Origin of the sequence: Paracoccus lichenicola (genome assembly GCF_009708075.1) — a bacterium.
GTDB lineage: Bacteria > Pseudomonadota > Alphaproteobacteria > Rhodobacterales > Rhodobacteraceae > Paracoccus > Paracoccus lichenicola.
The window spans coordinates 145,401-167,817 of sequence record NZ_WMBT01000007.1 but is presented as its reverse complement, the minus strand read 5'-3'; the positions used below and the strand labels follow the sequence as shown (position 1 = coordinate 167,817).

Genomic DNA, 22,417 nt, shown 5'->3' with positions numbered 1-22,417 from the left:
ATTGACGGCGCGTGAACACCGCCATGATATGCCGCCCCTCAGGGCATCACCAACTTTCGCTCATTACTCTGCACAGGGCCAGGATGGTGATGCCCGACTACATCCGCATCCGCAAAAGCGCCAACCTCGCGCAGGGTCCGATCCGCCCCGAGGACACGGTGGCCGCGCATCGCGATCACCTCGACTGGCTCACCCGCGCCATGGCCGAGCCCTGGGCGGGACAGCGCATCGTCGTCACCCACCACGCCCCGAGCCCTGCCGTGGCCGGGACGATCAACGGGCTCTCCGCCGCTTTTGCATCCGATCTCGACACTTGGATCGGCAAGCACCGCCCCGATGGCTGGTTGTTTGGCCATACTCACCGGCTTCTGGACGCCACGGTCCACGGCGTGCCGGTAACCAACACCTCGCTCGGCTATCCCGACGAAGTCGAACCGGGCCAGGAGGCCGAACGTCTGCTTCGGGGGCTGATCGATGACCGCGGAATTCGAACAGGAGGTTGATGTCATGCCGACCATGGCCATAACGAAGACCGTGGCGTTGCAAGCTTCGGCCGTTCCTTGTCGTTTCGGCTGGCTCTCAGACGGATGCCATTCGATCCCTGGTGGCCAGGACGGTCTCAGAGGGAAGAGGATCCTGACCGCACCGGATCAAGCTTGGGCGGCTGACCTGCCCAGTCCGGCGCCCTGGGGAGAGCCGGACGACCGCCGGGAGGCAAAAAATCCTCTGGATAACCCTCCAAAGAGGCCGAGAAAGCCGGTCCAACAGCCTCAGAACGCGGCTTCTCAGGCTGATGTAACAGATATTTCGTTTAAAATCAATATGTTACACCCGTTACAAACCGTAACGGAGAGCGTAACAGGTTAACCAATTGATTTCATTGAAGAATAGGGCAAGTGTTTCATTGTTACATGTTCTGGAAGATATATATACTAATGCCCGTATGCGCACGCGCGCCCCCGCACGCACGCCCGCACAGGAAGACACTCAGGCCCCTTTTTTGGCGTAACGCTGTAACAACATTAATTTTCAATGGCTTACCTGTTACAGAGCCTGAAACAGGGCGTAACAGCGTAACAGGCAGGGCCTCCTAAGATCGGCAGTCAGGCGTCCTCTCTGCCCTCCTGCACCGAGGCCTGGCGGTGCGGTAGGATGTCCCCGCCGATGGATCACCACTGAGGTTGCGGTTCCGATGTTCTCTCTTCGTCCCGTTGTCCACAGGTTTGGCGTTCGATGACGAGCCGCAGAACTGGCGATTTTCACAGCCGAGATTTATCTTCAATCCCAACAGCACGGAGACCGCGTGATGTGAAAAAACCAGGATGAAGATGCGCAATTTCAATGTGAAAAACGAAGAAACCTCAATGCGTTTGGCCTTGGACAAGTTCTATACGACGGACGCCACTGCACGTCGGTGCATCGGCACGGCCTGGCGCGAAGTGCGCTTTCGGACAGACGATCTTTTCATCGAGCCCGCTGCCGGCGCGGGAGCATTCTCCCGCCTTCTGCCCCAGGAACGGCTGATCGCGGTCGATCTCGCTCCTGATGCGCCTGGCATCGAGGAACGGGACTTTTTCACCCTCCCGGCGCCTCGTCATGATGGCCGCATCATCGTGCTGGGCAATCCCCCCTTCGGGCGCGGCGGCCATCTCGCGAAACGCTTCATCCAACGCGCGGCTTTGTTTGCCGATGTCATCGCCTTCATCCTGCCCGCCTCCTTCTCCAAGGCCTCCATGCAGCGCGGCATCGATCCGCGGTTTCATCTGCGCCGCCAGATTGATCTCCCTAACGAACCCTTCCACACCGCAGACGGACTGCACCGGGTCAACTGCGTCTTCCAGATTTGGGAGCGGCGGCCTGAAGCACGCCTCATCACCCGCACGCCAGATGCCCATCCTGATTTCGCGTTCGTGGCCGACCTGGCGCAAGCTGACCTGGTCATCCGCCGGGTGGGCAACCGCGCGGGCGTTATCCTCCCCTGCCCCGATGCAGCCGCCCTTGCTGCCGGAGTGACGCCCCGGGGCTACTCCACCAGTTCGAATCACTTCATCCGTGCCAAGGGCTGCAGCCCCGAGGAACTGCGTGACCGGCTGGACAGGCTGCCCCTGGCGGCCGCTGCCGCACGGGCCGTGCAGCCTTTGCTCGCCCACCGCGAGATCGTGGCGCTCTACGCCGCCGGGGAACGGATCCGGCACGAGGCTGGGATGGATGAGCCTGCCAACCGGCCAGAGGCTCCGTGCCGGGCTGCAGGCGAGACGGAGGCCGTGCGGGGCATCACCTTCACGGGTCAGCCCAGAAAGGTCGACAACGGTATTGATGCGTCCTCTATGGAACCGGCTTCTACGGCAATCTGGACAGCCGGGCGGCAGAACGCTGATCCCCCTTCCCGCGGTGTGAGCAGGATGCCACACGGCGGGACTTTGGTCCCGGAACAAGTGCCGAAGCTTAAGAAGGCACATGAAGTGCGAATTAAACCGTCAGGTGAGGCGATTGAAATGCACTCGCCGTTAGCTTCCGTCACCAGCGCCCTCTGCGTAGAGGTTGCTTGAATGCGTGTTGACGCTCTTCCCGGTTGTTTAGTTGGCCTTGGATAAAGCAAAGGAGATAAAAGGATGGGTGAGGCTAAGCGGCGGGCGGCGACCAAGGACACGATGCATGAGATCCTGGACGGCAGACTGCGTGATCTTGGGGTAGATACCTCCAAGCTTGGCTTTACCACACATCTCGCCCTGCTGGCAGACGAATATGGTGACCACGAGGTCGCAAAGCTTTATGCGCATTGGGTGCAGTCGCGTCCGCGAACAGCTGAATATGATGAGCGGGTTCGGACCGTCGTCCCGCGCCTGGCCCGCTACATAGCCGATTTGTTCGAGCAGAATGCCATGCGGCACAGTTGTTTTCATGCCTCGTTGATGATGCAGGGGATCCTTGATCGAATGGGGATCTGGAGCTATGGCCTTGCTGGCTCCACGATTATGGAAGTTGCGAGCAAAAGCCTGCGGCGGGATCAATGCATCTGCGACACTGCGGACTTTCCAGATCGGGAGCCCGGTCATGCTTGGGTTGTCGTCCCGCCTTTCGTCATTGTCGATCCGACAATCCGTCTTCAGAATCCTGACGGCGATGCAATGAACGAATTTTTACCGCCCATCATTGCAACGGATAATGCACCACCGATCAAGCCTGGGATCAATGACATTGTCAGTGTTGAACTCCGGAGGGAATACGCGCGAGCGGACGGACGGGTCGACCAGCAACTTCACCATCGACTCGTTCCGACGCTCAAGGAGTTCAACCAGGATTTCCCTGGCCGTCAGGTTCGAACAGGCGAGTTGGACATGCGCTATGTGCCGGTCCATGTGCTGCTGAGCGCTCATGCAATCGAGAAGATTAACAAAGCTGGTCAAGGAATGACAGGGGCTCAAGTCTGGAACCATGTCGCGCAGGCCTTTTCGCAATTTCTACTGCCCGTTGCCATGAACTGATGTGGGGCGCCACTAGCCTCAGCAGCTAGGACACGTTTCAGACGAGAAACAGGACTAACGTGCTGAGACCTCCTCTATCCTCATCCACCTGATGCCAGAGTCCAAGGTCGTGCTTGGCTATCAGAGACAACGGCCTGGGTCTCGGTGGCGATCACCACTTCCAAAGCTCCGGGTGAGAGGGACGTGGGTTCGGCCTCACGGAAATGCGCTTGTTCGGTGAAGCTTGGCGAAGACGCTTACGGGCGACCTGGAGCGTCTGACCTTTCACCGCCCGGCTTTCAAGAATACCTGCAGAGATATATTTTGCGAGGAGGCTAGCCGTGTTTGGCGCGTCATGAACCGCAAGGACCGGTCGGGAGAAGGTGACAAGGGTTGTTGATTTCCACCCAGAAGTGCGCCGGATAGGCGGGTAATTTCCACTGGGAATTAAGCCATGTGAACCTTCCCCAGCGGTGAGCGACAGGGCAACGGAGTGATCCACATGGGACCTTTGAACATCATTTGGCGCATGCATCTGCGGAAAACCTATCGATCCGCAAGATTGCGGCGCACCGGACTGTCACGGAATACCGGGACGGACTTGGCTTATAACATTTGCTTTCATTGCCGAAAAGAGAACGGACCATCAATCCTGGGGATGAACGCCTCATAAAATTTCCGGCTGATAATCTTTTCACCGCTTTAAACGATGCTTTCCTATCAACTATGGAAAATATTAACCATATGATCGATCGATACAGGCGACTGCGGAAACCATGAAGTTGTGAAAACTCCAAGGATTTTATTTACGCAATCCACAGATCTCTATCGCTTGTCGCTGTTGCGAGATAGGTCTCTGATTTGATAATGTAGAACTATAGCGGCGATAAATACCTTGGCCGCGAGTTGATTGAATACCAGACGAGGAAACTATGACCCACCAGATCGGAGACGTGGAAGCTGCTGTCGCGTCGCCCACGCCGATCGCCAGCTCAAAGGCGAACCGGACCCGCACAGAAGCTGACGAGCGCCGCCAGAAAGTCGAAGTCACAAAGCTCGCTTTGAAAGCCCTGGCGCGCGATGCGCACTACACGGACGCAGAAATCCAGGCAGGCATCGCATTCAGTGACCGCAAGTCACGCCGGACCAATCCTCCGGGCAGGTTCGTCGACAAGAAATTTTACGCAAGCGAGTATACCACGGCGACCAAGTCCTCTGTGCCCACGCGCCGCTGGCCCTACCCACAGCTGCTGGCTGCGCGGACCGCAGGGCACTGTGCAGAGATCCACCAGGCCGACGATGTGTCAAATGTGCGGCGGGTATGCCTCGCCCTCGACCGACTGATCAGGAACGAGATCGTTGCTGACGTCGAAAAACTCTTGAACAAGGGGATCAAAGCCCGGCTGGCTCGGTCAGTTGCTGTTGCCTGAACCCGGGTCCGCTACTCCCGCAATGGAGCGGCGCATCAGGCTTCTGACACACCTCGGCTTGCGGACCGCTCCTTTACAGCCAGACTGGCATCTTACCATCGCCGAGGTCTCCAGCTTGCCGCTTGTTCGGACTTCGTCATCTGTGATCACTGCTGATCTTTTCTGATAAAGCCAAGGGTAAGCGGCGCCCCCAGGTTTCCGAAACGTCAGGATGAGGCGGCCGACACCCATATGTGCTGTTGATGCATCTTCCTGTCACCGGCATCTCGCGGCGGTTTCATCCGTGCGGAGAAGTCCCCTTGGTGCCACCAGTGGACTTCCGTTCGACCGAATTTCAAGCATTTCAAGGAAAGTTTGCGGTGTCGGCACCGTCCATTTCAACCTGGCCATCCAGTTGGTCTAATGGTCCAACAGCCCAATGACGTTGCGGGAGAACGACGTTATCGCAGGAGTCCAACGCTGAAGCTCCCGAGATCCTCGCCATCGACTAAAGCCTGCACGTCGCACGTTCTTGTTCACATGATCTCCCAATGACAGGGACGATCTGGACGCTGCCATCCCGATCGCGCCACCACGCCGACCACGGTAGTGTCCACGCCCTTATTGCTTCGGCTGCGGCGGCGGACCATACACGAGTTCCGGCAGCACCGCTTCCCAGACATCCCGATGTATGCGCGCGCGGAATTCCTCCCTGCTGTCAGCCTTGCGCCACCGCACCACGGCGCCGATCTCTCCCTTGAGGAACTTCACACCCGCGGCGGCGACCATGTCCGCGCCATGCGGCCAAGGGCACGTCCACGGGCATCTTGGATCAGCCAGGCTCCCGCCTCGTTCGCCAGGCGCACGGGATCGCCAACCTGGGCTTCCGCGATCGCCCGCAGCGAGTGATGATCCGCAGGTAGCCGCCCTGCCCAGGACAAGTCCACCGCTTTAAGGTTGGGCATCTGATACTGCACCGTGGCCAGCATCACGTCTCCCGCCTGGGGCGGAGCCTCCCGCCGGAGCACAGGCTCTCCGCCCTGCGCCAGGAAAGGATGCATGCCGCTCGCCATGATGCAGAGGCTGCGCCGCGCCCGTGTCATGGCGACGTAGAGCAGACGCCTTGGCGCATCGGCATCCTCGCCTCGGGAGGGAGCATCCCAGCCCCCGTTCAGGATGACGACGTCGTCGAACTGCAACCCCTTCGAGCGGTGCGCCGTCAGCAGCAGCAGGCCCCGCTGCTCGCTGCGGGTGTCACGTGCCCATTCGGCAAACCACTCGACAAGGTCGGGCACGGGCATGGTCTTGTCGGCGAGTTCGCGCGCCAGTGCGGCGATCCCTTCGGCGATCAGGTCGGTCCAGCGATTGGATGGCAGTAGGTTCACGGCCTCGACCAGATCGCGAGTACCGAGAAGGCGCGCGGGATCGCGCCGCAAGGTCTCGATAAAGCGTTGCGTCTCGCGCAGGCGCCAGACGCTGGGCGGGCTTTCGTTGGCTATCTCCACCGGCAGTCCCAGAGCTTCGGCATAGGCTCGCACCGGGGCGAGACGTCGCCAGTCGCGCGAGATGATCGCCGCCCGCGACCAGCTCCAGTCCGGGTCCAGACGCGACAGGCGCACGAGTTCATCCACCGCCGCGATGGCCTGCACCACATCGCCGCCTGAACAATCCAGCACCTGGACACGGCCTTGCGCGACGGGATCAAGTGCTGCCATCTCACCACCGGGCGGGTCCTTCCGGCGCTTGCGATCCACGATGATGGCGTGATCGGCCTTCATCCGGTCCCTGGCCGGGGCGATGACGGCATTCGCGGCCTCGATGATGTGGCGGGTGGAGCGGTAGTTCTCGATCAGGAACTCTGGCCCCGCCCGGTAATCCGCCTCGAACTGCCGGATGAAGCGGATGGAGGCGCCCGCGAAAGCATAGATGTTCTGGTCGTCGTCGCCGACCGCAAACAGGCTGAGCCGCAGGTCGGGATCCTCCATCGACCGGCCCGCCACCGCGGCGATGAGGGCGTATTCCTCCGGGCCGATGTCCTGGTATTCGTCCACCAGGATCCAGCGATAGCCCTGGATCAGCGTCTCGCGCTGCGCCTCCGCCTCGGCCTTGCTCAGGCCCTCCCCGTTCAACTGTCGGACGGCCTCTCTCACAATGCCGTCGAAGTCATGGACCTCCGCCGAGGTCCCAGCAAAGCTGGCACCCACCAGCCGCATGGCCAACGCATGGCAGGTCGAGATCGTCACCAGGCTCGCATCGTCACCGATCAGGTGGCGCAGGCGCGCGCGAACCTCAGCGGCGGGTGAAGGCGAAGCTGCGTGATGACCGTCAGGAGGCAGTTGGCCCTAACGACATCTGGGCCATGGACTTTGTGCATGACCAACTTGCCCTGGGCACGAAGCTTCGCATCCTGACCATTGTCGATATCCATTCCCGCTTTTGCCCGGCCGCCGATCCCCGCCTGACGTATCGCGGGGAAGATGTGGTTCGGACACTGGAACAGGTCTGTGCGCAGTTCGGCTACCCAAAGACAATCAGGGTGGACAACGGCAGCGAATTCATCTCCCGCGATCTCGATCTGTGGGCCTATGCCAATGACGTCACCCTCGACTTCTCACGACCCGGCAAGCCCACGGACAACGGCTTCATTGAGGCGTTCAACAGCAAGCTCCGCTCAGAGTGCCTGAACGCGCACTGGTTCATGAGCCTTGCAGATGCTCGAGAAAAGCTGGAGGATTGGCGTAGGCACTACAACGAAGACCGGCCCCATAGTGCGATCGGGTACAAGGTCCCGTTCACGCTGCATTATCCCGGCGACGCAGCCAGCCCGTCGCCATGACCGAGCCGGAAAACTCCAGCATCCGGCGGTCCAAGGTTGGGGAGCAGCGCACAACCCCAAGGACTCTCGTTATGAACGAGGGACGACCGGGGGGCAGGTCACTGCCCTTGGACCCTAAGGCTGTGTTGTGACGCCCCTTCCTGGTCAGATCTCCTGGATTACGCCGTTAAGGCACACCGTCGGACAGGGCACCAGTGCGGCGCGGCGCAGGCGATTTCCGGCGGCGCGTCCTGATGAACGGGGTACCCTTCTTTCTACCAGGCCCGCTTAACTCCAGGAGCATCGCCTCCAGCTCACGAATCTGCTTGCTGATCCGCTCGATGGTCTCGTCGCGCTCTGCGCTTGTCAGGGGCAACCGGCCGATACTAGCCCGGCATAGCATCACAGACGTATTCGCCGCCGAGAGATTGGCCTGCAGGGCGCCGTAGGTCGCGATACGGTAGCTCATGCGCGTCCTCCTTATGCCCAATTTGCATACGGGAACAGGGTTAAGGATGGGTTAACAGGCGAGGGGATCATGGTCGTTGCCGCAGATACAGGTACGATGCCTAGCTTTTTCTCGGAAGAGGAGTTCTCGCCAAGGTCGGACTAGCCGCAGATTGACCGCGCTTGTCTGCCTCTACAGGCGATTTCCATCTAAAAGGAGAGCTTCTGATCGTCCGAAGGCATTGATTGGACGCCGCAGGGTGGCCTCATCCAGGATCACCCCATCTTGGTCACCATAGGTCGCGCACATGGACGAGAAGACAAGATTGCGGATGTCTGCCGCCACCGTTCCCTGAAGGAGGTTCAGCGCGCCGTTCACGTTCAAGCGCCAATAAGGACCGGGGTTCCTCATCGAGGCACAAGCGATAAGGCGGCGAAATGCAACACCGCTATCGGCCCGTATTCAGTCAAGGCAGCCTTGATTTTACTTCGGTTCGGAAGATCGCCTTGAACCAGCGGGCCGAAGCGCACGGCATCGCGGCAGCCGGCAAAAAATTCTCAAAGGCAACTGGCACGAAATCCGCCGCGCGAATAGCCTTGGGGACATGTGAACCGATGTATCCTACTCGCCTGTCACTGCTACGTGTTTATTCCACTCACAGCATCTCCGTGGATGCATGGATAGACTTACAGCCCGATCAAGGTCACAAGAATTGTGAAAGCACCTCCTGCCGGAAAGACAAGCAGTCATGAAGCGGAATTCTATCCTTGATAAGATCACGCGCTCTTTGGGATCTGTCGGAAACGTCGTCCAGTGCCTCTAGCACCGCATCAGCGATGGACGGAGGGGAAATCGCGGAAAGTATCGCTTGGCCGGTTCCGGCAAATTCCCGAACCGGCGAGGTATCTGACAGCACGAGCCGCCTTGCAGCGCTCATCGCCTCCAACATCGACCAAGACAAAACAAACGGAACGGTCAGATAGACATGCGCATCGGAGCGGCGCAGGAGATTGCGATACTCGTTCACCCGCAGCGCTCCCGTAAAGACAACGCGCGCTGGATCCAAGTTCAACGTCGAAAGAGCTTCTGCCTTCCAGTCGCGCACGCGTATGGAACGAGGTCCATAAACGACTTTGTTCTGCCCGGCGATGACGACATGAATGCGACGATCCGCCGCAATGATTGATGGGACAGCTTTCATGAATTCCGGAAAGCCGCGATGCGGCTCCATGCCGCGCGTTGCGAAGGTCACGACCCGCGCGTCATCAGGAACGCGGCCACCCAGCGTTGGATCCTCGGGCGGCCCCGGCGAGAAGAAGCTGGTATCAATTCCGTCATGACCCACAATCAGGTCACGCTTGATAGAGGCAGGAAACTGCGCCGCTTGAAAATGTGTCGGACATAGACACGCATCGGCAGAGGACAGGTCGAGTGCCAGGTGCGCATTGCGCGCACGCTCCATCATTCGCGCGTCTGGCCCTGAATCGATCACGTCTGGATAGGATCCTGCCAGAAACGCGATATCCGCCCCAGGCGAATTGTACCACCACTCCGCATACGAGACCAACCTGGCTTCCGGGAAAATATCCTTTGCAAAAAGCCCTGCTCCCCAGCCTGAATGGCAAACGATCACATGCGGCCTGTAACCTTCGTTCCGGAGCGCAATGCCCGTGCGGGCAAAGGCCTGTCCCGTCAACACCGCGCGGTCCATCGGCTGCGCATAAGGATGCGTCTTGCTGGACGGGCCGCGGTGCGGGGTGAAGGAAACAACACGATATCCGGGATTGATGACGGGCATCGTGCGTGTCGCAAATGTCACGTCCCAGCCATTCGCAGCAAGATGAAGTGCAAGGGCCCCGAACTGGCCGGGAAAATGGTCGTGGATGATCAGGATGCTCGGCGCGCCCGCCACGCTACGCGGCCCACAGCGAATAAAGCCCGGCGATCAGCGATCCGGTAGCCAGGATGGCGCCTGCCACCCCGATCCCAACAAGCCATCCGGGCGAACTGCGCTGCGGCAGATCCTTGGCCGGAATGCTGCTTTCGAGACGAAGTTGGACAAGTTCCAGGCGTTCCTGAAAACATGCGCGCGCCTTCTCGGCTGATGCTTCCTCCAGTCGCAGATTGTCGACCTCGGCCCGCAACGCCACCAGTTCGGACAGAATGCGGCCAAGCACTTTCTTCTCGGCCGTGACTGCTTTTGCCGCGCCTGCCGCCGGCTGAAGAGGCAACTCGACTCCGTCATGCGAGCGGGCTGTGACCACGACCGTAAACTCCATTCCCTCCTCCAGCGGTGGATCGAAGGTGAATGCGAAGCCGTAGGAGCCAGTGCCGACGGCCTGACGCTCTAGGTCCTTGCGCGGCCGGTTGGCTGTCACGGTTCCGATCAACCGGCCCTCGCGGCGCACATCGACACTGGCGCACCGGGCAGCATCAGTCCGATCAATTACCCAACCTGCCACGCGATCAGTGCGCAGAATGTCGATCACGCCATGAAGCCGGGGCTCTTTGGAGACTTGGGAGAGAGGTGTCTGGTTATTCATCTGGCCAACCCTGCGACAATGCGGCTTGGCAATGTGATAAAAGCAGATCTTTAAGATCGGGTTTACGCCATTCCAAAGATTCGGGATGCGCCTTCTTCCTGCTTTGCCTCTCGCCATTTTCGGCGACCGCTAAATCGGTCATTGTTGGCACTTTTCAACCAGTTTGGACAGGGCAACCGATCAATGCCGCCGATGGGACGCTCCCGACAGCGCCGCCCGGGCTTGGCGCGACAGGAGTGGGATCAATCTTCTGGCAGGAACTGGGCGGACTCGACCCGGCCGCGGGACAACCTATTGACACAATGCGCCGCAACTGCCGGATCGTCCATGAAGGTGCCATGACGATGCACCTTCCGCCTTCGATGACCGAACCTGGATCGCCTCCTCCTGTATCGAACCGTCCGGCAGGCTGGCGGCACTCGCGCATGGAGAGTGTCATGGCCATGCAAGGCCCGGCTAATGTCGCCAGTGCCCACGCGTCCCGCTGGTGGAACAGCATCGTCGAGTTTTCCGCATTGCCTTATTCCGTCACGCTTCCGCAGGCGCCTCGCCTGTCGCGACGTCGCCGGTCCCCTATCCACCCACGCAGAGCCGCCACCAAGGGCATTCCAACTCCAGCACCATCATTCATCGCACAAAATTTCTTCACGCCGTCATCTTTACCGAGGACGCACCGCCTCAGCGCCGTGGCGCCTGCCTAATCCGTCGTCCGACAGGCGCCACCGCTCGGGACTGGCGGGCTTGGAATAGCGAGACGTTCGGCATTGCTTCCGCAGAATCTACGGGGACACCCCTTCCAAGCCGTCGCGGCATGCCTGTGTCCCCATCTCCGGCATCGCAAGCACGATATCATCGATCGTGCAGCTGTCTGAAGAGGACGTCCATCTGGCAGTAGCCCCGGCAACCCTGCGCGCCCCAGATGGCGTGATGCGCCTAGGTATCTGGTGAACGACGTCCCCCGACCTGATCCACTCGAGCAGTCTGCGCCTGCTGCTTGACGTTTCCTTGCTCTGGCCTCGCGATTGCGACACGGATGCGGCGGCGGCCAACCCGTCCTTGCTGGACCTCGACAGTTCTACAGCGAACGTTGAACCCGTTGATCGGAATTCATGGCTTTATCTTGTCCGCATCCCTCTGGACGGTGACTGAAAGACAGGGCCAGAACGCACCCTTGTCAGGTTTCCAGTCAGCTGGCTTGTGCCACCGGCGGAGTGAAGCGGGCCGCGAGATCAGCGGCCAGGCCTTGCAGATCGCGCAGGTCCCCTGCCGTGACGACGGGCCCTTCATAGGGCACGAGCTGCCCTGCGTTGATCATGGCCTCGATCCGATCCAATGCTGCATTGATGTCATCAAGCGGAGCCGAGAACAGATCAAAGATCGAATAGCGCCACCATTGCAGAGCCAGCAGACGCGCGACCGTCGCCTCGGGGAAGCGCAAGCGCATGACCCGCCCCGGCGTTCCGACAACAATGGAATAAGGCGGCACATCACGCAGCACGATCGCCCTTGCGCCAATGATCGACCCTGTCCCGATCGTCACGCCCGACTTGATGAAAGCACCCTGCCCGATCCAGACGTCATGGCCGATTTCGGTGATCGGGCAGCTGTCCCTGAAGGGGCGCTGGCCTTGTCGGATCTCGTCGATGCGATGGGAGGCAACCAGTTCGCGCCAGCCATTCACCTGCGGGAAATACGCTGTGCGCGAGGTTGTCAGCCAATCGGTTGGATGCTCGTGCATCCCGATGACCACACCGGATGCGATCGAGCAGTAGCGCCCGAAGCGGACATTGTTGATCGTTCCGCCGCTCAGGTTGCAAAATGCGCCAATATCGATAAACGCGCCTTGCGAAACCGAGCAGATGATCGAGGTCGGGCCTTCGATCCGCGACCCGGCGGCAAGCCTGCCTGTGTGAAGAAGACCCGGAATGCGCAAACCCGCTCGCTCAAGTGCTGGAAAATCCGCATTCTTCAGCGTGAAATGACCTTCGCTCATTCTTTCCTCCCTGTTGCCGTCAGCCATTGTCGCGCGAAATGGTTAAGATATTCACTCATCGCGCATCGCTTTGCGCAGATGCCGCAGGATCGGTTCCAGCAGATAGTCCCCTGCCCGCCGTTCTCCGGTCTGGATTGCCACCTCGACGGGCATCCCCGCGGTCAGCGCGATATCCGGATTGTCTTTCAGTTCGGCGGCATCCAGCACAATGCGGGCTTCGAAATAGCGGCTGCCGTCACGGGGTTCCTCCAGCAGGTCTGCGGACACATAGGTCACCTTGCCGTCGATGGTGGGGGCGACTGCGCGCCGATAGGCGGTCAACCTGACCCGCGCCGTGCGGCCGACATGGACCGTGTCGATGGACTCAGGCGGAAGCCGCGCCTGGATGACCAGGGCGTCGGTATCGGGCACGATTTCCATCACAATGACGCCGGATCCGATCACCGCGCCGGGCGTTACGGTCGGAATATCGACCACGAGCCCATCCTGCGGCGCACGCAGCGTCCGACGATCAAGAATATCCTTGCTCGCCCGCATCTGCGCCTGGAGGGCCGGAAGGGCGCGGCGGGACTGGGCCAGCAGTTCCGCAGCCTCGGCCACGCGCTGCTGACGCAAGGTGGAAATATCGGCTGCGACGCGCGCGCCATCCCGCTCGTTCGCCTCGGCCAAGGCAGCATATTCATCGCGCTCGCCTTCTAGGATCGACAGGTTCCGTTCGATCTCGCGAACCTTCTGGCGGGTTGCAGCCCCGCGTTCGACCAAGGCTTCGGTATTGGCCAGTTCCTGCTTCCAGCTTTCGATCTGACGTTCGGAGGCGCGGGCTTGGGCGCGATTGGCGCGGGCTTGGGCCGAAAGATGATCCGCCTGACGTATCATTGACACGATCTGTCCCTGATGCAGAGCCCGGCGTGCCTCGTAAAGGCTTGTCTGCGCGGCGATCCGCGCCGGATCGGACTCGGGCGCTTGGGCAGGGTCGAGCGGACGCCCCTGTGCCTCGGCGTCCAGCCGCCAGATGTCGAAGACAAGCGCCAGGCGTTCGGATTCCATCTGTGCCAAGCGTTCTCGATCCTGGGTGGTGTCAAGCTGCGCGACCGGCTGGCCCGCCCGGACGCGGTCTCCCGGCGCCACCAAAAGGCTGGACAGGATGCCGCCCTCCAGGTTCTCGACCGTCTTGCGTCTGCTTTCCGCAAGAACAACCCCCTGTGTGACCACGGCGCCGTCGAGCCGCGCATAGCTTGCCCATCCACCCACGGTACAGACCAGAAACAGGATCATCGCCAATGCCGTGAGGAAGACGGGCCGATAGGCAGGAAGACCCTCGTCATCGGTCATCACAGTCATGATATGCGCGCCTCTGCTGCGGTTGTGGCGTCGCGCCGCCGGGGACCCAGCGTCGCCAGCACCTCGGCCTTGTTGCCGTATTGCGCCACCGCGCCCTCGCGCAGCAGCAGAAGGCGGTCGGCCTTGTTCAGGATCGACATGCGCTGCGCCACCACCAGCACCGCGGCGCCGGCTGCGCGGGCGCGTTCCACCGCCTCGATCAGGGCCGCCTCGCCATCGGCATCCAGCGAGGAGTTCGGTTCATCCAGCACAAGCAGCTTTGGCGTCCCAAAGACCGCGCGCGCCAAGGCAATGCGCTGCCGCTGTCCGCCAGACAGGCGTGCCCCGCCATCGGCCAGCAGCGTTTCATACCCTCTGGGCAAACGGCCGATCATGTCATGGACCCCCGCCTGACGCGCGGCGGCGACCACATCGTCAATGGGTGCATTGCGGAACCTGGCGATATTCTCCCGAACTGTTCCGTCAAGCAGAAGCGGTTCTTGGGGAAGGTAGCCGACCGCCTCGCCGAAGCTGGCCCGCTCGTGCAGGAAGGCGGATTGCCCATCCAGGAAAATCCCCCCTGTCGTCGGCGCCCACAATCCGACCACCAGGCGCGCCAGCGTCGATTTTCCGGCGCCGGACGGGCCGATCACGCCCACCATTTCTCCGGGAGCGATCGAGAAGCTGATGTTTCGCAGCAGCGGGGCGTCCTGCCCCGGAGGGACATAGCTGAGCCGGTCCACCAGGACTTCGGCCCGCCCCACCGGCACCTTAACCGCCGAACGGGTCCGCCCCCCGGCTTGCAAGAGCTCGCGCAACCGCCGGGCGATGGCAAGGGCGTTGACCCATTGCCGCCAGCCGTCGATCAGATGCTCGAACGGCGCCAGCATGCGCGAGGTGATCACTGCCGCAGCCAGGATGGTTCCCGGGCTTGCCTCCTGCCGGATGACCAGCGTGGCTCCGGTGCAGATCACCGCGATCTGAAGACCGATCCGCGACCCGCGCGCAAGCGCAGCAAGGAACTTTGCCGTCGTTCCCCCCGCCTCGATACTATCGAGCGACATGGCCTGTCCGCGCTGCCAGCGTTGCGACAGGTCAGGCAGCATCCCCATGGCTGCAATCACTTCGGAATTGCGGATGGCATTGGCGGTTTCCGCCTGAAGCAGGACATTTGTCTGCACGGCCTGTGCTGCCGGACGCCGCGCCAGCATCTCGGTCGCAACGGCAATCAGCGTCAAGAGACTGGCGCCGCAAAGTCCGACAGTTCCGTAAAGCGGATGCAGCAATGACAGCACGACCAGCAGGATCGGTGTGAAGGCCATGTCCATCGGCAAGGTGATCGCGCCGCCTGCAACAAAGCCGCGAAGCCCGTTCAGATCCCGCATCGCCGTGGCGGCCGTTGTCGTGCCGGATTTCAGCGCGGTTTCGACAGCGGCCTCGAAAACAGGGCGGCCAAGCACGGTCGACATCCGTGCCGCGATGACAAGAAGCAGCCGTGAGCGCAGGAAATCCAGCGTGAACTGGAAGGTGAACAGGAACGCCACGATCAGCGTCAAGGCCACCAGCGTATCGAAATTGCCCGATGAGATGACCCGGTCGAAGATCTGCGACTGATAAAGCGGCAAGGACAGGTAAAGAAGATTGACAAAAAAGCCGACAAAGCCTGCCGCCGCCACACCCTTGGCAAGATCGATCAGCGCTGCCTGCCAAGGACCTCGAACTGGCCTGCCGTTAGACATGATCCACCGCCAAGGCTGGGTTGGACCTGCGGGCCAGGATCTTCTCGAACAGAGCAGCGTGCAGGCGGGCGGCCTCGTTTGCCGTGGTCGGGGGCCGGATGCCTCCATACAGGCGGTTCCAGACAGCCGGCTCCATCGCGCGCGTCATCGTCTCGGCCAGACTCTCGGGGTTGGAGACGCGGAAATGCAGCCCGTCGATGCCATCGCGCACCTTTTCAGCCATTCCGCCGATGTCGGAGGCGATGATCGGGCGGCGATGATGAAACGCCTCCTGGATGACGACCGGTGCGTTTTCCCACCAGGTTGACGGCACGATGGTCCAGTCCACCTCGCGCATCAAATGCGGCAAGTCGGCACTTTTATAGGAGCCCATGAACCGCAGGCGACGGCCGGAAAGGCGGAACAGTTCCTTTACCTGGGCCTGGAAATCCTCGGGCTGGTGTTCCAGGTTGCCGCCGAAGATATACAGGATACCGTCCCCCCAGGTCTTTTCCGGGATGCGCGCGACAGCCTCGACCAGCACCTTGATGCCCTTGAACGGGTTCAGCTGTCCGAAATAGGCAAAGCGGTTGCGCCGCCCGCCCGCCGGCAGGGCACGCACCGGTGCGACAGGACCGCCCTCCAGCCCGTTCTCGATCATCACCAGCTTTTCGCGTGGCAGGCCCCAATCCTGGAAGCGCTTCAACAGAAACCGCGAAGGCGAGACAAAGGCGTCCACTTCGGCGAAGAAGGACTTGATGAACAACTCGCGCCGCAGCATGTTCGCGGCCCCGATCTCGGGGAAGCACATGCCGCAATCCGACGCCGAGGCCTTCACGCACAGGGCAGCGCTCTTTGCCTTGATCATCTGCCCGTGATGGGCACAGATCGGCAGGTATTCGTGCAGGGTATAGACGATCGGCACATCGCCCAAAGCGCGGCGCGTGGCCCGGATCGCCTGGATTCCGAACCCCATGACATGGTGGAAGTTCACGACAGCGGGCCGCAGGTCGGACAGGAAACGTTCGAAATGCTTGATGATGGCGTTCGTGTCGTTCAAGCCCAAATGAAACCAGTCGTAGTCGTTGGTCCAGAACAGCGTCTCGTCCGGGGCTTGGCCCAGCGACATCAGCGGCGTCGCAGCGTGGCGCGCCACAAGGGGACCGACACCCGCCATGTAATGGGCATTCCACCCCTGCTGCTGCTTCATGCCCTGGAACAGGTTATAGGATGCGACCTGCGCGCCACCAATGGAAAAGGCGGGATGGGCATGGCTCAACACAAGCGCTTTCATCAAAATCGTTCTCCGGCCTCGATTGCCGCAGTATGGACCAGCAATGCTGAATCAACCGTTTCCAGAAGATGAGTTTTCGCATCCGGGCTGCCTTGCGGATCTTCGAGCGTCCAGAAATCGACATTGCGCGACGACCAAGTTCCGAAGCCTGCCGCGTGCAGGCGGCGGGCAAGGTCGCGATGGAGCAACGCGTCCGAATAAAGAGCTCCGGCAAAGCCCCCTGCCTCTGCCATGGCCTCGCGGTCGATCAGCGCAAGCTGCGCCGCGCCGGCGGGCATGGGGCATGGCGCGCCCTGGGTCAGCCAGCCCCGGGGATATCCCAGCATCGGATTGCCGCCGTCAGCGGCGCCATCCCCGCCATAAAAGATCGAACCGTCCTCATAGACCAGCGTCGGCGAGATCAAGCCAGGCGTGCCGAGCCCGGCAAGCTCGGCCTCCAGCAGGCCAAGCCAGCCGGGCGTTGCGGGAAGCGCCAAGGGCGACCAGATCAGGACGCGAGCCCCCGCGGCCAAGGACAGGCCCGCCTCGATCCGGTCGCAAAGGCTGGTCTGGTCAGCAACCAGCAGCAAGCGTCCCCGGATGCCGTAAAAGGCGAACAGATCCTTCAGGCGCGTAGCAGCGCGCCCTGCCTCGGCCCGTGCCATCACGATCACCAGGTCAAGGCGGTCTGCCTCGGAGGTTCCCGCCAGCAAGGCCATCATCGGTTGAAGGTGGTCCATGCGGGTCAGCGGGATCACTGCGGTGATCTCTCCCGCATCGGCCGACAGTTCGAGCGGCCTTTGTGCGGCACGGGAGTTCTTCGGCCGTGCGGGCAAGGCCGCAAGAAAAGGTGCCAGTGTGTTCTTGACGATCAGGTCAAGTGCCGGATCGTGCAGAGGCATCGCAGCAAGGATTTGCGGCAGCAGGTCGCGGCCATCCAGCCGCGTGATCGTCAGCGGGCGGAACAGGCAGGTGCCGTCGTCCAGGACAAGCTCCAGATAGAATTCCTCGTCGCCCTGCCGGGGCTTGCCCGGGGCAAAGGCCATGAAGCCGTGCATGCTGTCGGCCGCATCCAGCAACCGGGCGAAGCGCGGGTCATTCGCAAAGCCGTCATTCAGGTCGGGACGCGGGAGCGGGTTCCAGCGATCATGAAGCGGCGCGTAAAGACCGGCCGTGCTTTTGACGATCACCCGTCCGACGCGGCGCAGCGGATCCAGCAGCCAACCCGTCGCCAGAAGCCCGCCAGAGGGCGCCTCGAACACCGTGTCAAAGGCGGCGGCCACCGGCAACGGCGTCAAGGACAGCGTGTCGATTCCCCCATAGCGGGGCCGGCAGATGCGCCGGTGGATCCCCATGACCTTTCCGTCACCAGCCAGCCGCGGCAGCATCTGGCGGACGTGGTCCGCCGCTGCTTCCCCGCGCAGCTTCAGAACGGTCCCGCGCACGATCTCAAGCCGCTTGAGCGTGCCGTCCTGTTCATAGAACAGGCAATCGAGTGCATCCAGATCGGCCCCGCGGCAGCCAAGGCTGAACAGGCAGAACCCCATGCCTGGCGCCGGAATATCCTGCCGCGCGAACACGGCGACGTCGGAGTCGTGAAACTCCAGCCTTGCCGTCAAACGCCCCAGACTGTGGCGTCCGGCAGCAAGGGACAGTGCCCAGCCTTGCGCGAAAAGCCCCCCTGTGTCAGGGCAGGCAAGGATTTCGACAAAACCGTCGGTTTCGCAGGCGAGCGACAGGAAGCTGGCCACGAAATCGCGATGGCCGGGCTGCGTCCTGCCGTCTCTGGGTCCGATCAGCGTGTCGATCAGAAAATCCGATACCTGGCGGCGGCTCAGCCCAATGCGCCTGACGAATTCGGCGAGCGGCGCAGGAGCAACGTCGATGTTGCGCGGCGGCGCGATCTCCAGTTCTTCCCCGGCGGGGCCGCGAAGCCACCCGGCCGCGACAAGGGGCGCCTCGACAAGCGCAAGCCCGGCGCGCCCGTCCTGGACCGGCCAGCAGAGCGCCTGCCAGGGTGCGTCGTTGCAAAAGCCGCGACGGGGCAAGGCATCCCTCAGCTGCGACAGCGCCAGAAGCGTTCGCCCCCCCGGCAGGATGATGGCCAGGTCCGGTGTCAGCGCAACATCCCCGGCAAGTCCGAAAAAGCCTCCGTCGGCCGGGCTCATGCGGAAACCCTCCCCAGAAGGTTGCGATAGATATCCAGATGGGCCTCGACAAAGCCGCGATATGCATCATCGTCCTGCCGGCTGCGCTGAGCCGCGGCCATGCACGCATGACCGGTCGGATCGTCTGCCGCCATGCGCATCGCTTCGGCCAAGGCCCGGGGATCGCCAGGGGAAACGTGAACGCCGGTCAGTCCGTGTTCCACCATCTCGGCCATGCCGCCGATCCCTGAACAGATCACGGGCAGACCGGCCGCCCGTGCTTCCAGCAGCACGAGGGGGGCGTTCTCCCACCAGATTGAGGGCATGACCACCCAATCGGCACGGCTCATCAGCGCGGGCAGGTCCTCGCGCGCATAGGAACCGTGGTGTGTGGCATTGGGGGCCGCCGCAAGGGCCTTGGCAAAGCTGTGCCGAAACGCGTCCCCGGCATGGCCAAGCCCGCCGTGAAGATCCAGCGTCACCTTCTTGCCCGCAAGGCGAGTCGCGGCAAGAAGCGGCAGCACGCCCTTGTGCGGGGCGATGTTGCCGAAGAAGGCAAAGCGGTCAGGCCGGGCGCGGGGAACCCGTTCGGCCTGGACCATCCTGGGAACCTGATTGGGCAGGACCGTCATGCGCTTGGCCTCGACGCCCCATTCGACAAATCGCTCGGCCAGAAAGCGCGAGGGCGCGACGAACCTGTCGACCAGCGACAGAAGCGCCGTCAGATGTGCCTTGCGCAGCAGATGCGCCGCCGCGGGCGTCGCAGGATAGCAGCGTCGGCAGCGATCCTGTCCGGCCTTGTCGCAGCGTGCCCCCTCCGGCACGGTCAGCATGAGGCCATCATTGGGACACAGGATTTGATAGTCATGCAGCGTCAGCACGATGCGCGCCTGCGGGGCAAGGCGGCGAAGGACCGCCAGAACCTCGGCCCCGATCCGGTCCAGCCCATGCAGATGCACCACGTCCGGGCGAAAGCTGCCCAGAAGCCGCCCCAGCGATGCGATCCAGTCCGTGCCATCCTGACGCAACATGGAGAACCGATCGTAGCGCCCGGTACGTAACAGGTGATCACCCCCCTCCATTCCCAAAGCGCCCGGTGCGTCGTCAGGCCGTTGAAGCGAGGTCGTCGCGGCAAGAAACCTTGCGCTGACCCTTTCGGTCGCATCAAGCGCCGACGTCAGGTCATGGGCGAAGATCTCGGTCCCGCCGCTTGTATAAGCGGGGTGGTCATGGGCGATTTGCAGGATTTGAAGGGTCATTCGCAATTCTTTTCGATCATGGCGAATTCGGTGTCGGCAAGGGCGGCAGCAAAGGCGCCTTGCGTAGGGGCAGGGCCAAAGCGGCGGAACGGAAAGCGCGTCTCGGCGCGGGCACTGCCCCGTAACGCCGAGGCGATCCAGACTGCGGGATCGGGATGGGGCGCGTCGGCATGAAGAAGCTGCGCGATGCCCGCACGACCAAGGGCCAGGCAATTTGCGAGCGGCCTGTCGGTAACGCGCGTTGAGGCAGGCAGATGGGCAGCCGGCAATCCCTGCCAAGGGTCTTCGCCCTCGCGCGTGGCGGCGATCGAACCATCGCTTGCCAGCAGCACCGGAGCAAGGGCGCCCTGCCTGCGCAGGCGCCGCACCCAGAATGCCAGCCAGCCCGTGTTCTCGGGCAGAACATCGGCACCAAGCACCAGGGCGGGGGCGTCCCCTGCATCGACCAGTGCGGCGCGAAGGCGCTCACCCGCGGTCGTGGCGCCAGGCAGCAGCACCAGCCGATGCGGGATACCATGGATCGCAGCGGCCTGGGCCAGCGCCTGACGTGCGCCCAAGGCCAACGGGCCTTCGGCCATAGTGCAGACAATTTCGACCGGAGTGCCATGACCCTCGGCCAGGATCATGGCGGCGCGGGCACGGATCAGGTCGGCGGAGCTGCCGATTGATGTGAGAATCCTGAAGCCGCATCTCTGTGTCGGCCCGAAATACTGTGTGATGGAAGGCGGCGCAGCGCGGTGAACTCCGGAACGGGCACGCGCAAGCGGTCGAAGGGCATCCACACCCAGCGTCCATGCATCCTCGAAGCCGTCGGGAATGCTGCCGTCATAGGCCGCAACCGGCGCTTCGGCCAGAATGTCCAGCCGGCCCGAGCGGTCCAGAACACGGATCCGGCATGGCTCGCCCCCCGCAACCTCGCCCGGCAAAGCGGCAAGGCCGGTCAGTCTCGCCGTTCCGTCCACCCCATGCGACAAGGTCAGTTCGAGATGTTGCCCCCGCCATTCGAGAAGCACCTTGCGGACCACGCGCCCGGGATCATCTAAAATCATTGCATAAAGCATTCCGGCAGGTGCCAGCGAAAGATGCCGGATCGTGATCCCTGGTTTGATCAGCCCGGTGGAACATTCGCCCTCAAGGCTGGCCGCTGCGCCGCTTCCCCCGCAGGCGAACAGCCAATCCCGGCAAGCCTTGCCGCGTGCTTGGGTCCACGCCCGAGCCGACAACTGCCGCAGCGAAGCGTCTGCTTTGGCCAGGCGCAGCGGTGCGTCGGGAGCGAGGACGATTTGCGCCGGACGAAGACCGGGAGGGAGCAGCACGTGCAGCAGTTCGCCTTCGACAAGGCAGTCGATACCCTTGAAGTGGATCAGGCGTCCCTCCAGAAGGGCGATCGCTTCGGTTCGGTCGCGCAGGCCGGTGACGCCCGGAGCGGAGTAGGTGAGAAGCATCCGCCCGGCAATCTGGGTTCCAGCAACAGGCTTGAGCGCCGCGATCCCACAGATGTCCATCAGGTTGGGGATCACATCGCCAAGGCCTGTCTGCACCCTTCCGGCAAAGAGAGATGCTCCCGTGGTCAGCATCACCCGAAGCAACTTGCGCAGACCTTGACCTGACAACTGCGCAACCAGCGCCGGGAACTCTTCCTGCGGCAACTGGAGCCAGTCGGGGTCGATCTCCGCCACCGGCACCTTGCCGAGGCGCAGCACGAGCCGGCGCGACAGCACGGTTTCGATGCTCTGCGGAACAAGCATGACGTGCCGCACACCGCCAGACCGAAGAGCAAGTTCGGCAGCGATGAAGGGGCGCGGGATCGGTTGGCCGTCCTGTTCTGCCTGGATTCGTTCGCGGTGGCCCGCCGGACGGTCGAAGAAGATCGCGCTCAGCGAGGCGCCCATCGCAACCGCTGTTGCTTCTCCGACTCGGGCGGGCACGTGCGGGGCTGGAAGACAAAGCCTTCGATCAAGAGAGATGTTCATGCCGCCTGGTGCCTGCACAGGGTTAAGGGAAAATCGGCTGGCATGGTCCGGGCGC

The 22,417-nt window shown here is 62.2% G+C and carries 15 protein-coding genes and 2 pseudogenes; 5 read left to right on the top strand and 12 right to left on the bottom strand.

The annotated features are described in order from the left end of the window. Positions 1–89 precede the first annotated feature (89 nt). The 4 genes from GIY56_RS12720 to GIY56_RS12705 all read left to right on the top strand — a co-directional run bounded on the left by GIY56_RS12720 (position 90) and on the right by GIY56_RS12705 (position 4,894). Positions 90–503, top strand: coding sequence for a metallophosphoesterase family protein (locus GIY56_RS12720; RefSeq protein ID WP_154765211.1), 414 nt, complete (start codon positions 90–92; stop codon positions 501–503). 825 nt (positions 504–1,328) lie between these two features. Continuing rightward, positions 1,329–2,549, top strand: a complete 1,221-nt coding sequence (locus tag GIY56_RS12715) for a hypothetical protein (RefSeq protein WP_154765210.1) — start codon at positions 1,329–1,331, stop codon at positions 2,547–2,549. Between the two features lie 102 nt (positions 2,550–2,651). Further along, entirely contained in the window at positions 2,652–3,485 is an 834-nt protein-coding gene (locus GIY56_RS12710) for a hypothetical protein (RefSeq protein WP_154765209.1), read from the top strand. A gap of 911 nt (positions 3,486–4,396) precedes the next feature. Further along, on the top strand, positions 4,397–4,894 hold the full coding sequence (locus GIY56_RS12705) for a hypothetical protein (RefSeq protein WP_154765208.1): 498 nt from the start codon (positions 4,397–4,399) through the stop codon (positions 4,892–4,894). Positions 4,895–5,494: 600 nt separating this feature from the next. Here GIY56_RS12705 and GIY56_RS12700 read toward each other — a convergent pair. Further along, positions 5,495–7,170: pseudogene (locus GIY56_RS12700) on the bottom strand (UvrD-helicase domain-containing protein); the annotation flags it as partial. Between GIY56_RS12700 and GIY56_RS12695 the strand changes: the two are divergent. After that, positions 7,155–7,709 (top strand): annotated as a pseudogene (locus tag GIY56_RS12695) (integrase core domain-containing protein); the annotation flags it as partial. The pseudogenes GIY56_RS12700 and GIY56_RS12695 overlap by 16 nt on opposite strands. A 166-nt stretch (positions 7,710–7,875) precedes the next feature. Here GIY56_RS12695 and GIY56_RS12690 read toward each other — a convergent pair. The 11 genes from GIY56_RS12690 to GIY56_RS12640 all read right to left on the bottom strand — a co-directional run bounded on the left by GIY56_RS12690 (position 7,876) and on the right by GIY56_RS12640 (position 22,281). Next, positions 7,876–8,157 carry a hypothetical protein gene (locus tag GIY56_RS12690; RefSeq protein WP_154765207.1) on the bottom strand — a complete coding sequence of 94 codons (282 nt, stop codon included), beginning with the start codon at positions 8,155–8,157 and terminating at the stop codon, positions 7,876–7,878. A 171-nt stretch (positions 8,158–8,328) separates the two neighbouring features. Next, positions 8,329–8,514 carry a hypothetical protein gene (locus GIY56_RS18565; protein WP_328288539.1) on the bottom strand — a complete coding sequence of 62 codons (186 nt, stop codon included), beginning with the start codon at positions 8,512–8,514 and terminating at the stop codon, positions 8,329–8,331. Between the two features lie 325 nt (positions 8,515–8,839). After that, complete coding sequence (locus GIY56_RS12680; RefSeq protein ID WP_154765206.1) at positions 8,840–10,048, bottom strand: glycosyltransferase; 1,209 nt, start codon at positions 10,046–10,048, stop codon at positions 8,840–8,842. 1 nt (position 10,049) lies between these two features. Next, positions 10,050–10,679 (bottom strand): hypothetical protein, encoded by a 630-nt coding sequence (locus GIY56_RS12675; RefSeq protein WP_154765205.1) that lies wholly within the window; start codon positions 10,677–10,679, stop codon positions 10,050–10,052. Positions 10,680–11,865: 1,186 nt separating this feature from the next. Then, positions 11,866–12,672 carry a CatB-related O-acetyltransferase gene (locus GIY56_RS18885; protein ID WP_154765204.1) on the bottom strand — a complete coding sequence of 269 codons (807 nt, stop codon included), beginning with the start codon at positions 12,670–12,672 and terminating at the stop codon, positions 11,866–11,868. A 51-nt stretch (positions 12,673–12,723) separates the two neighbouring features. Then, the gene (locus GIY56_RS12665) at positions 12,724–14,013 is read right to left on the bottom strand and encodes an HlyD family type I secretion periplasmic adaptor subunit (protein WP_154765203.1); all 1,290 of its coding nucleotides are present in this window, start codon (positions 14,011–14,013) and stop codon (positions 12,724–12,726) included. Then, positions 14,010–15,839, bottom strand: coding sequence for a type I secretion system permease/ATPase (locus GIY56_RS12660; RefSeq protein ID WP_230312485.1), 1,830 nt, complete (start codon positions 15,837–15,839; stop codon positions 14,010–14,012). Before GIY56_RS12660 ends, GIY56_RS12665 begins: the two co-directional genes overlap by 4 nt. Then, positions 15,724–17,004 (bottom strand): glycosyltransferase family 4 protein, encoded by a 1,281-nt coding sequence (locus tag GIY56_RS12655; RefSeq protein WP_154765201.1) that lies wholly within the window; start codon positions 17,002–17,004, stop codon positions 15,724–15,726. Before GIY56_RS12655 ends, GIY56_RS12660 begins: the two co-directional genes overlap by 116 nt. Then, complete coding sequence (locus GIY56_RS12650; protein ID WP_154765200.1) at positions 17,004–19,151, bottom strand: hypothetical protein; 2,148 nt, start codon at positions 19,149–19,151, stop codon at positions 17,004–17,006. Before GIY56_RS12650 ends, GIY56_RS12655 begins: the two co-directional genes overlap by 1 nt. Further along, positions 19,148–20,389, bottom strand: coding sequence for a glycosyltransferase family 4 protein (locus tag GIY56_RS12645; RefSeq protein ID WP_154765199.1), 1,242 nt, complete (start codon positions 20,387–20,389; stop codon positions 19,148–19,150). Before GIY56_RS12645 ends, GIY56_RS12650 begins: the two co-directional genes overlap by 4 nt. Then, complete coding sequence (locus GIY56_RS12640) at positions 20,386–22,281, bottom strand: hypothetical protein (RefSeq protein ID WP_154765198.1); 1,896 nt, start codon at positions 22,279–22,281, stop codon at positions 20,386–20,388. Before GIY56_RS12640 ends, GIY56_RS12645 begins: the two co-directional genes overlap by 4 nt. Positions 22,282–22,417 lie beyond the last annotated feature (136 nt).

Bases quoted from the DNA above. Each gene is read 5' to 3' on its own strand.
- GIY56_RS12720 (WP_154765211.1), top strand. From the start codon at position 90: ATGCCCGACTACATCCGCATCCGCAAAAGCGCCAACCTCGCGCAGGGT.
- GIY56_RS12715 (WP_154765210.1), top strand. From the start codon at position 1,329: ATGCGCAATTTCAATGTGAAAAACGAAGAAACCTCAATGCGTTTGGCC.
- GIY56_RS12710 (WP_154765209.1), top strand. From the start codon at position 2,652: ATGCATGAGATCCTGGACGGCAGACTGCGTGATCTTGGGGTAGATACC.
- GIY56_RS12705 (WP_154765208.1), top strand. From the start codon at position 4,397: ATGACCCACCAGATCGGAGACGTGGAAGCTGCTGTCGCGTCGCCCACG.
- GIY56_RS12690 (WP_154765207.1), bottom strand. From the start codon at position 8,157: ATGAGCTACCGTATCGCGACCTACGGCGCCCTGCAGGCCAATCTCTCG.
- GIY56_RS12675 (WP_154765205.1), bottom strand. From the start codon at position 10,679: ATGAATAACCAGACACCTCTCTCCCAAGTCTCCAAAGAGCCCCGGCTT.
- GIY56_RS18885 (WP_154765204.1), bottom strand. From the start codon at position 12,672: ATGAGCGAAGGTCATTTCACGCTGAAGAATGCGGATTTTCCAGCACTT.
- GIY56_RS12665 (WP_154765203.1), bottom strand. From the start codon at position 14,013: ATGACTGTGATGACCGATGACGAGGGTCTTCCTGCCTATCGGCCCGTC.
- GIY56_RS12660 (WP_230312485.1), bottom strand. From the start codon at position 15,839: ATGGAGGCATCCGGCCCCCGACCACGGCAAACGAGGCCGCCCGCCTGC.
- GIY56_RS12655 (WP_154765201.1), bottom strand. From the start codon at position 17,004: ATGAAAGCGCTTGTGTTGAGCCATGCCCATCCCGCCTTTTCCATTGGT.
- GIY56_RS12650 (WP_154765200.1), bottom strand. From the start codon at position 19,151: ATGAGCCCGGCCGACGGAGGCTTTTTCGGACTTGCCGGGGATGTTGCG.
- GIY56_RS12645 (WP_154765199.1), bottom strand. From the start codon at position 20,389: ATGACCCTTCAAATCCTGCAAATCGCCCATGACCACCCCGCTTATACA.
- GIY56_RS12640 (WP_154765198.1), bottom strand. From the start codon at position 22,281: ATGGGCGCCTCGCTGAGCGCGATCTTCTTCGACCGTCCGGCGGGCCAC.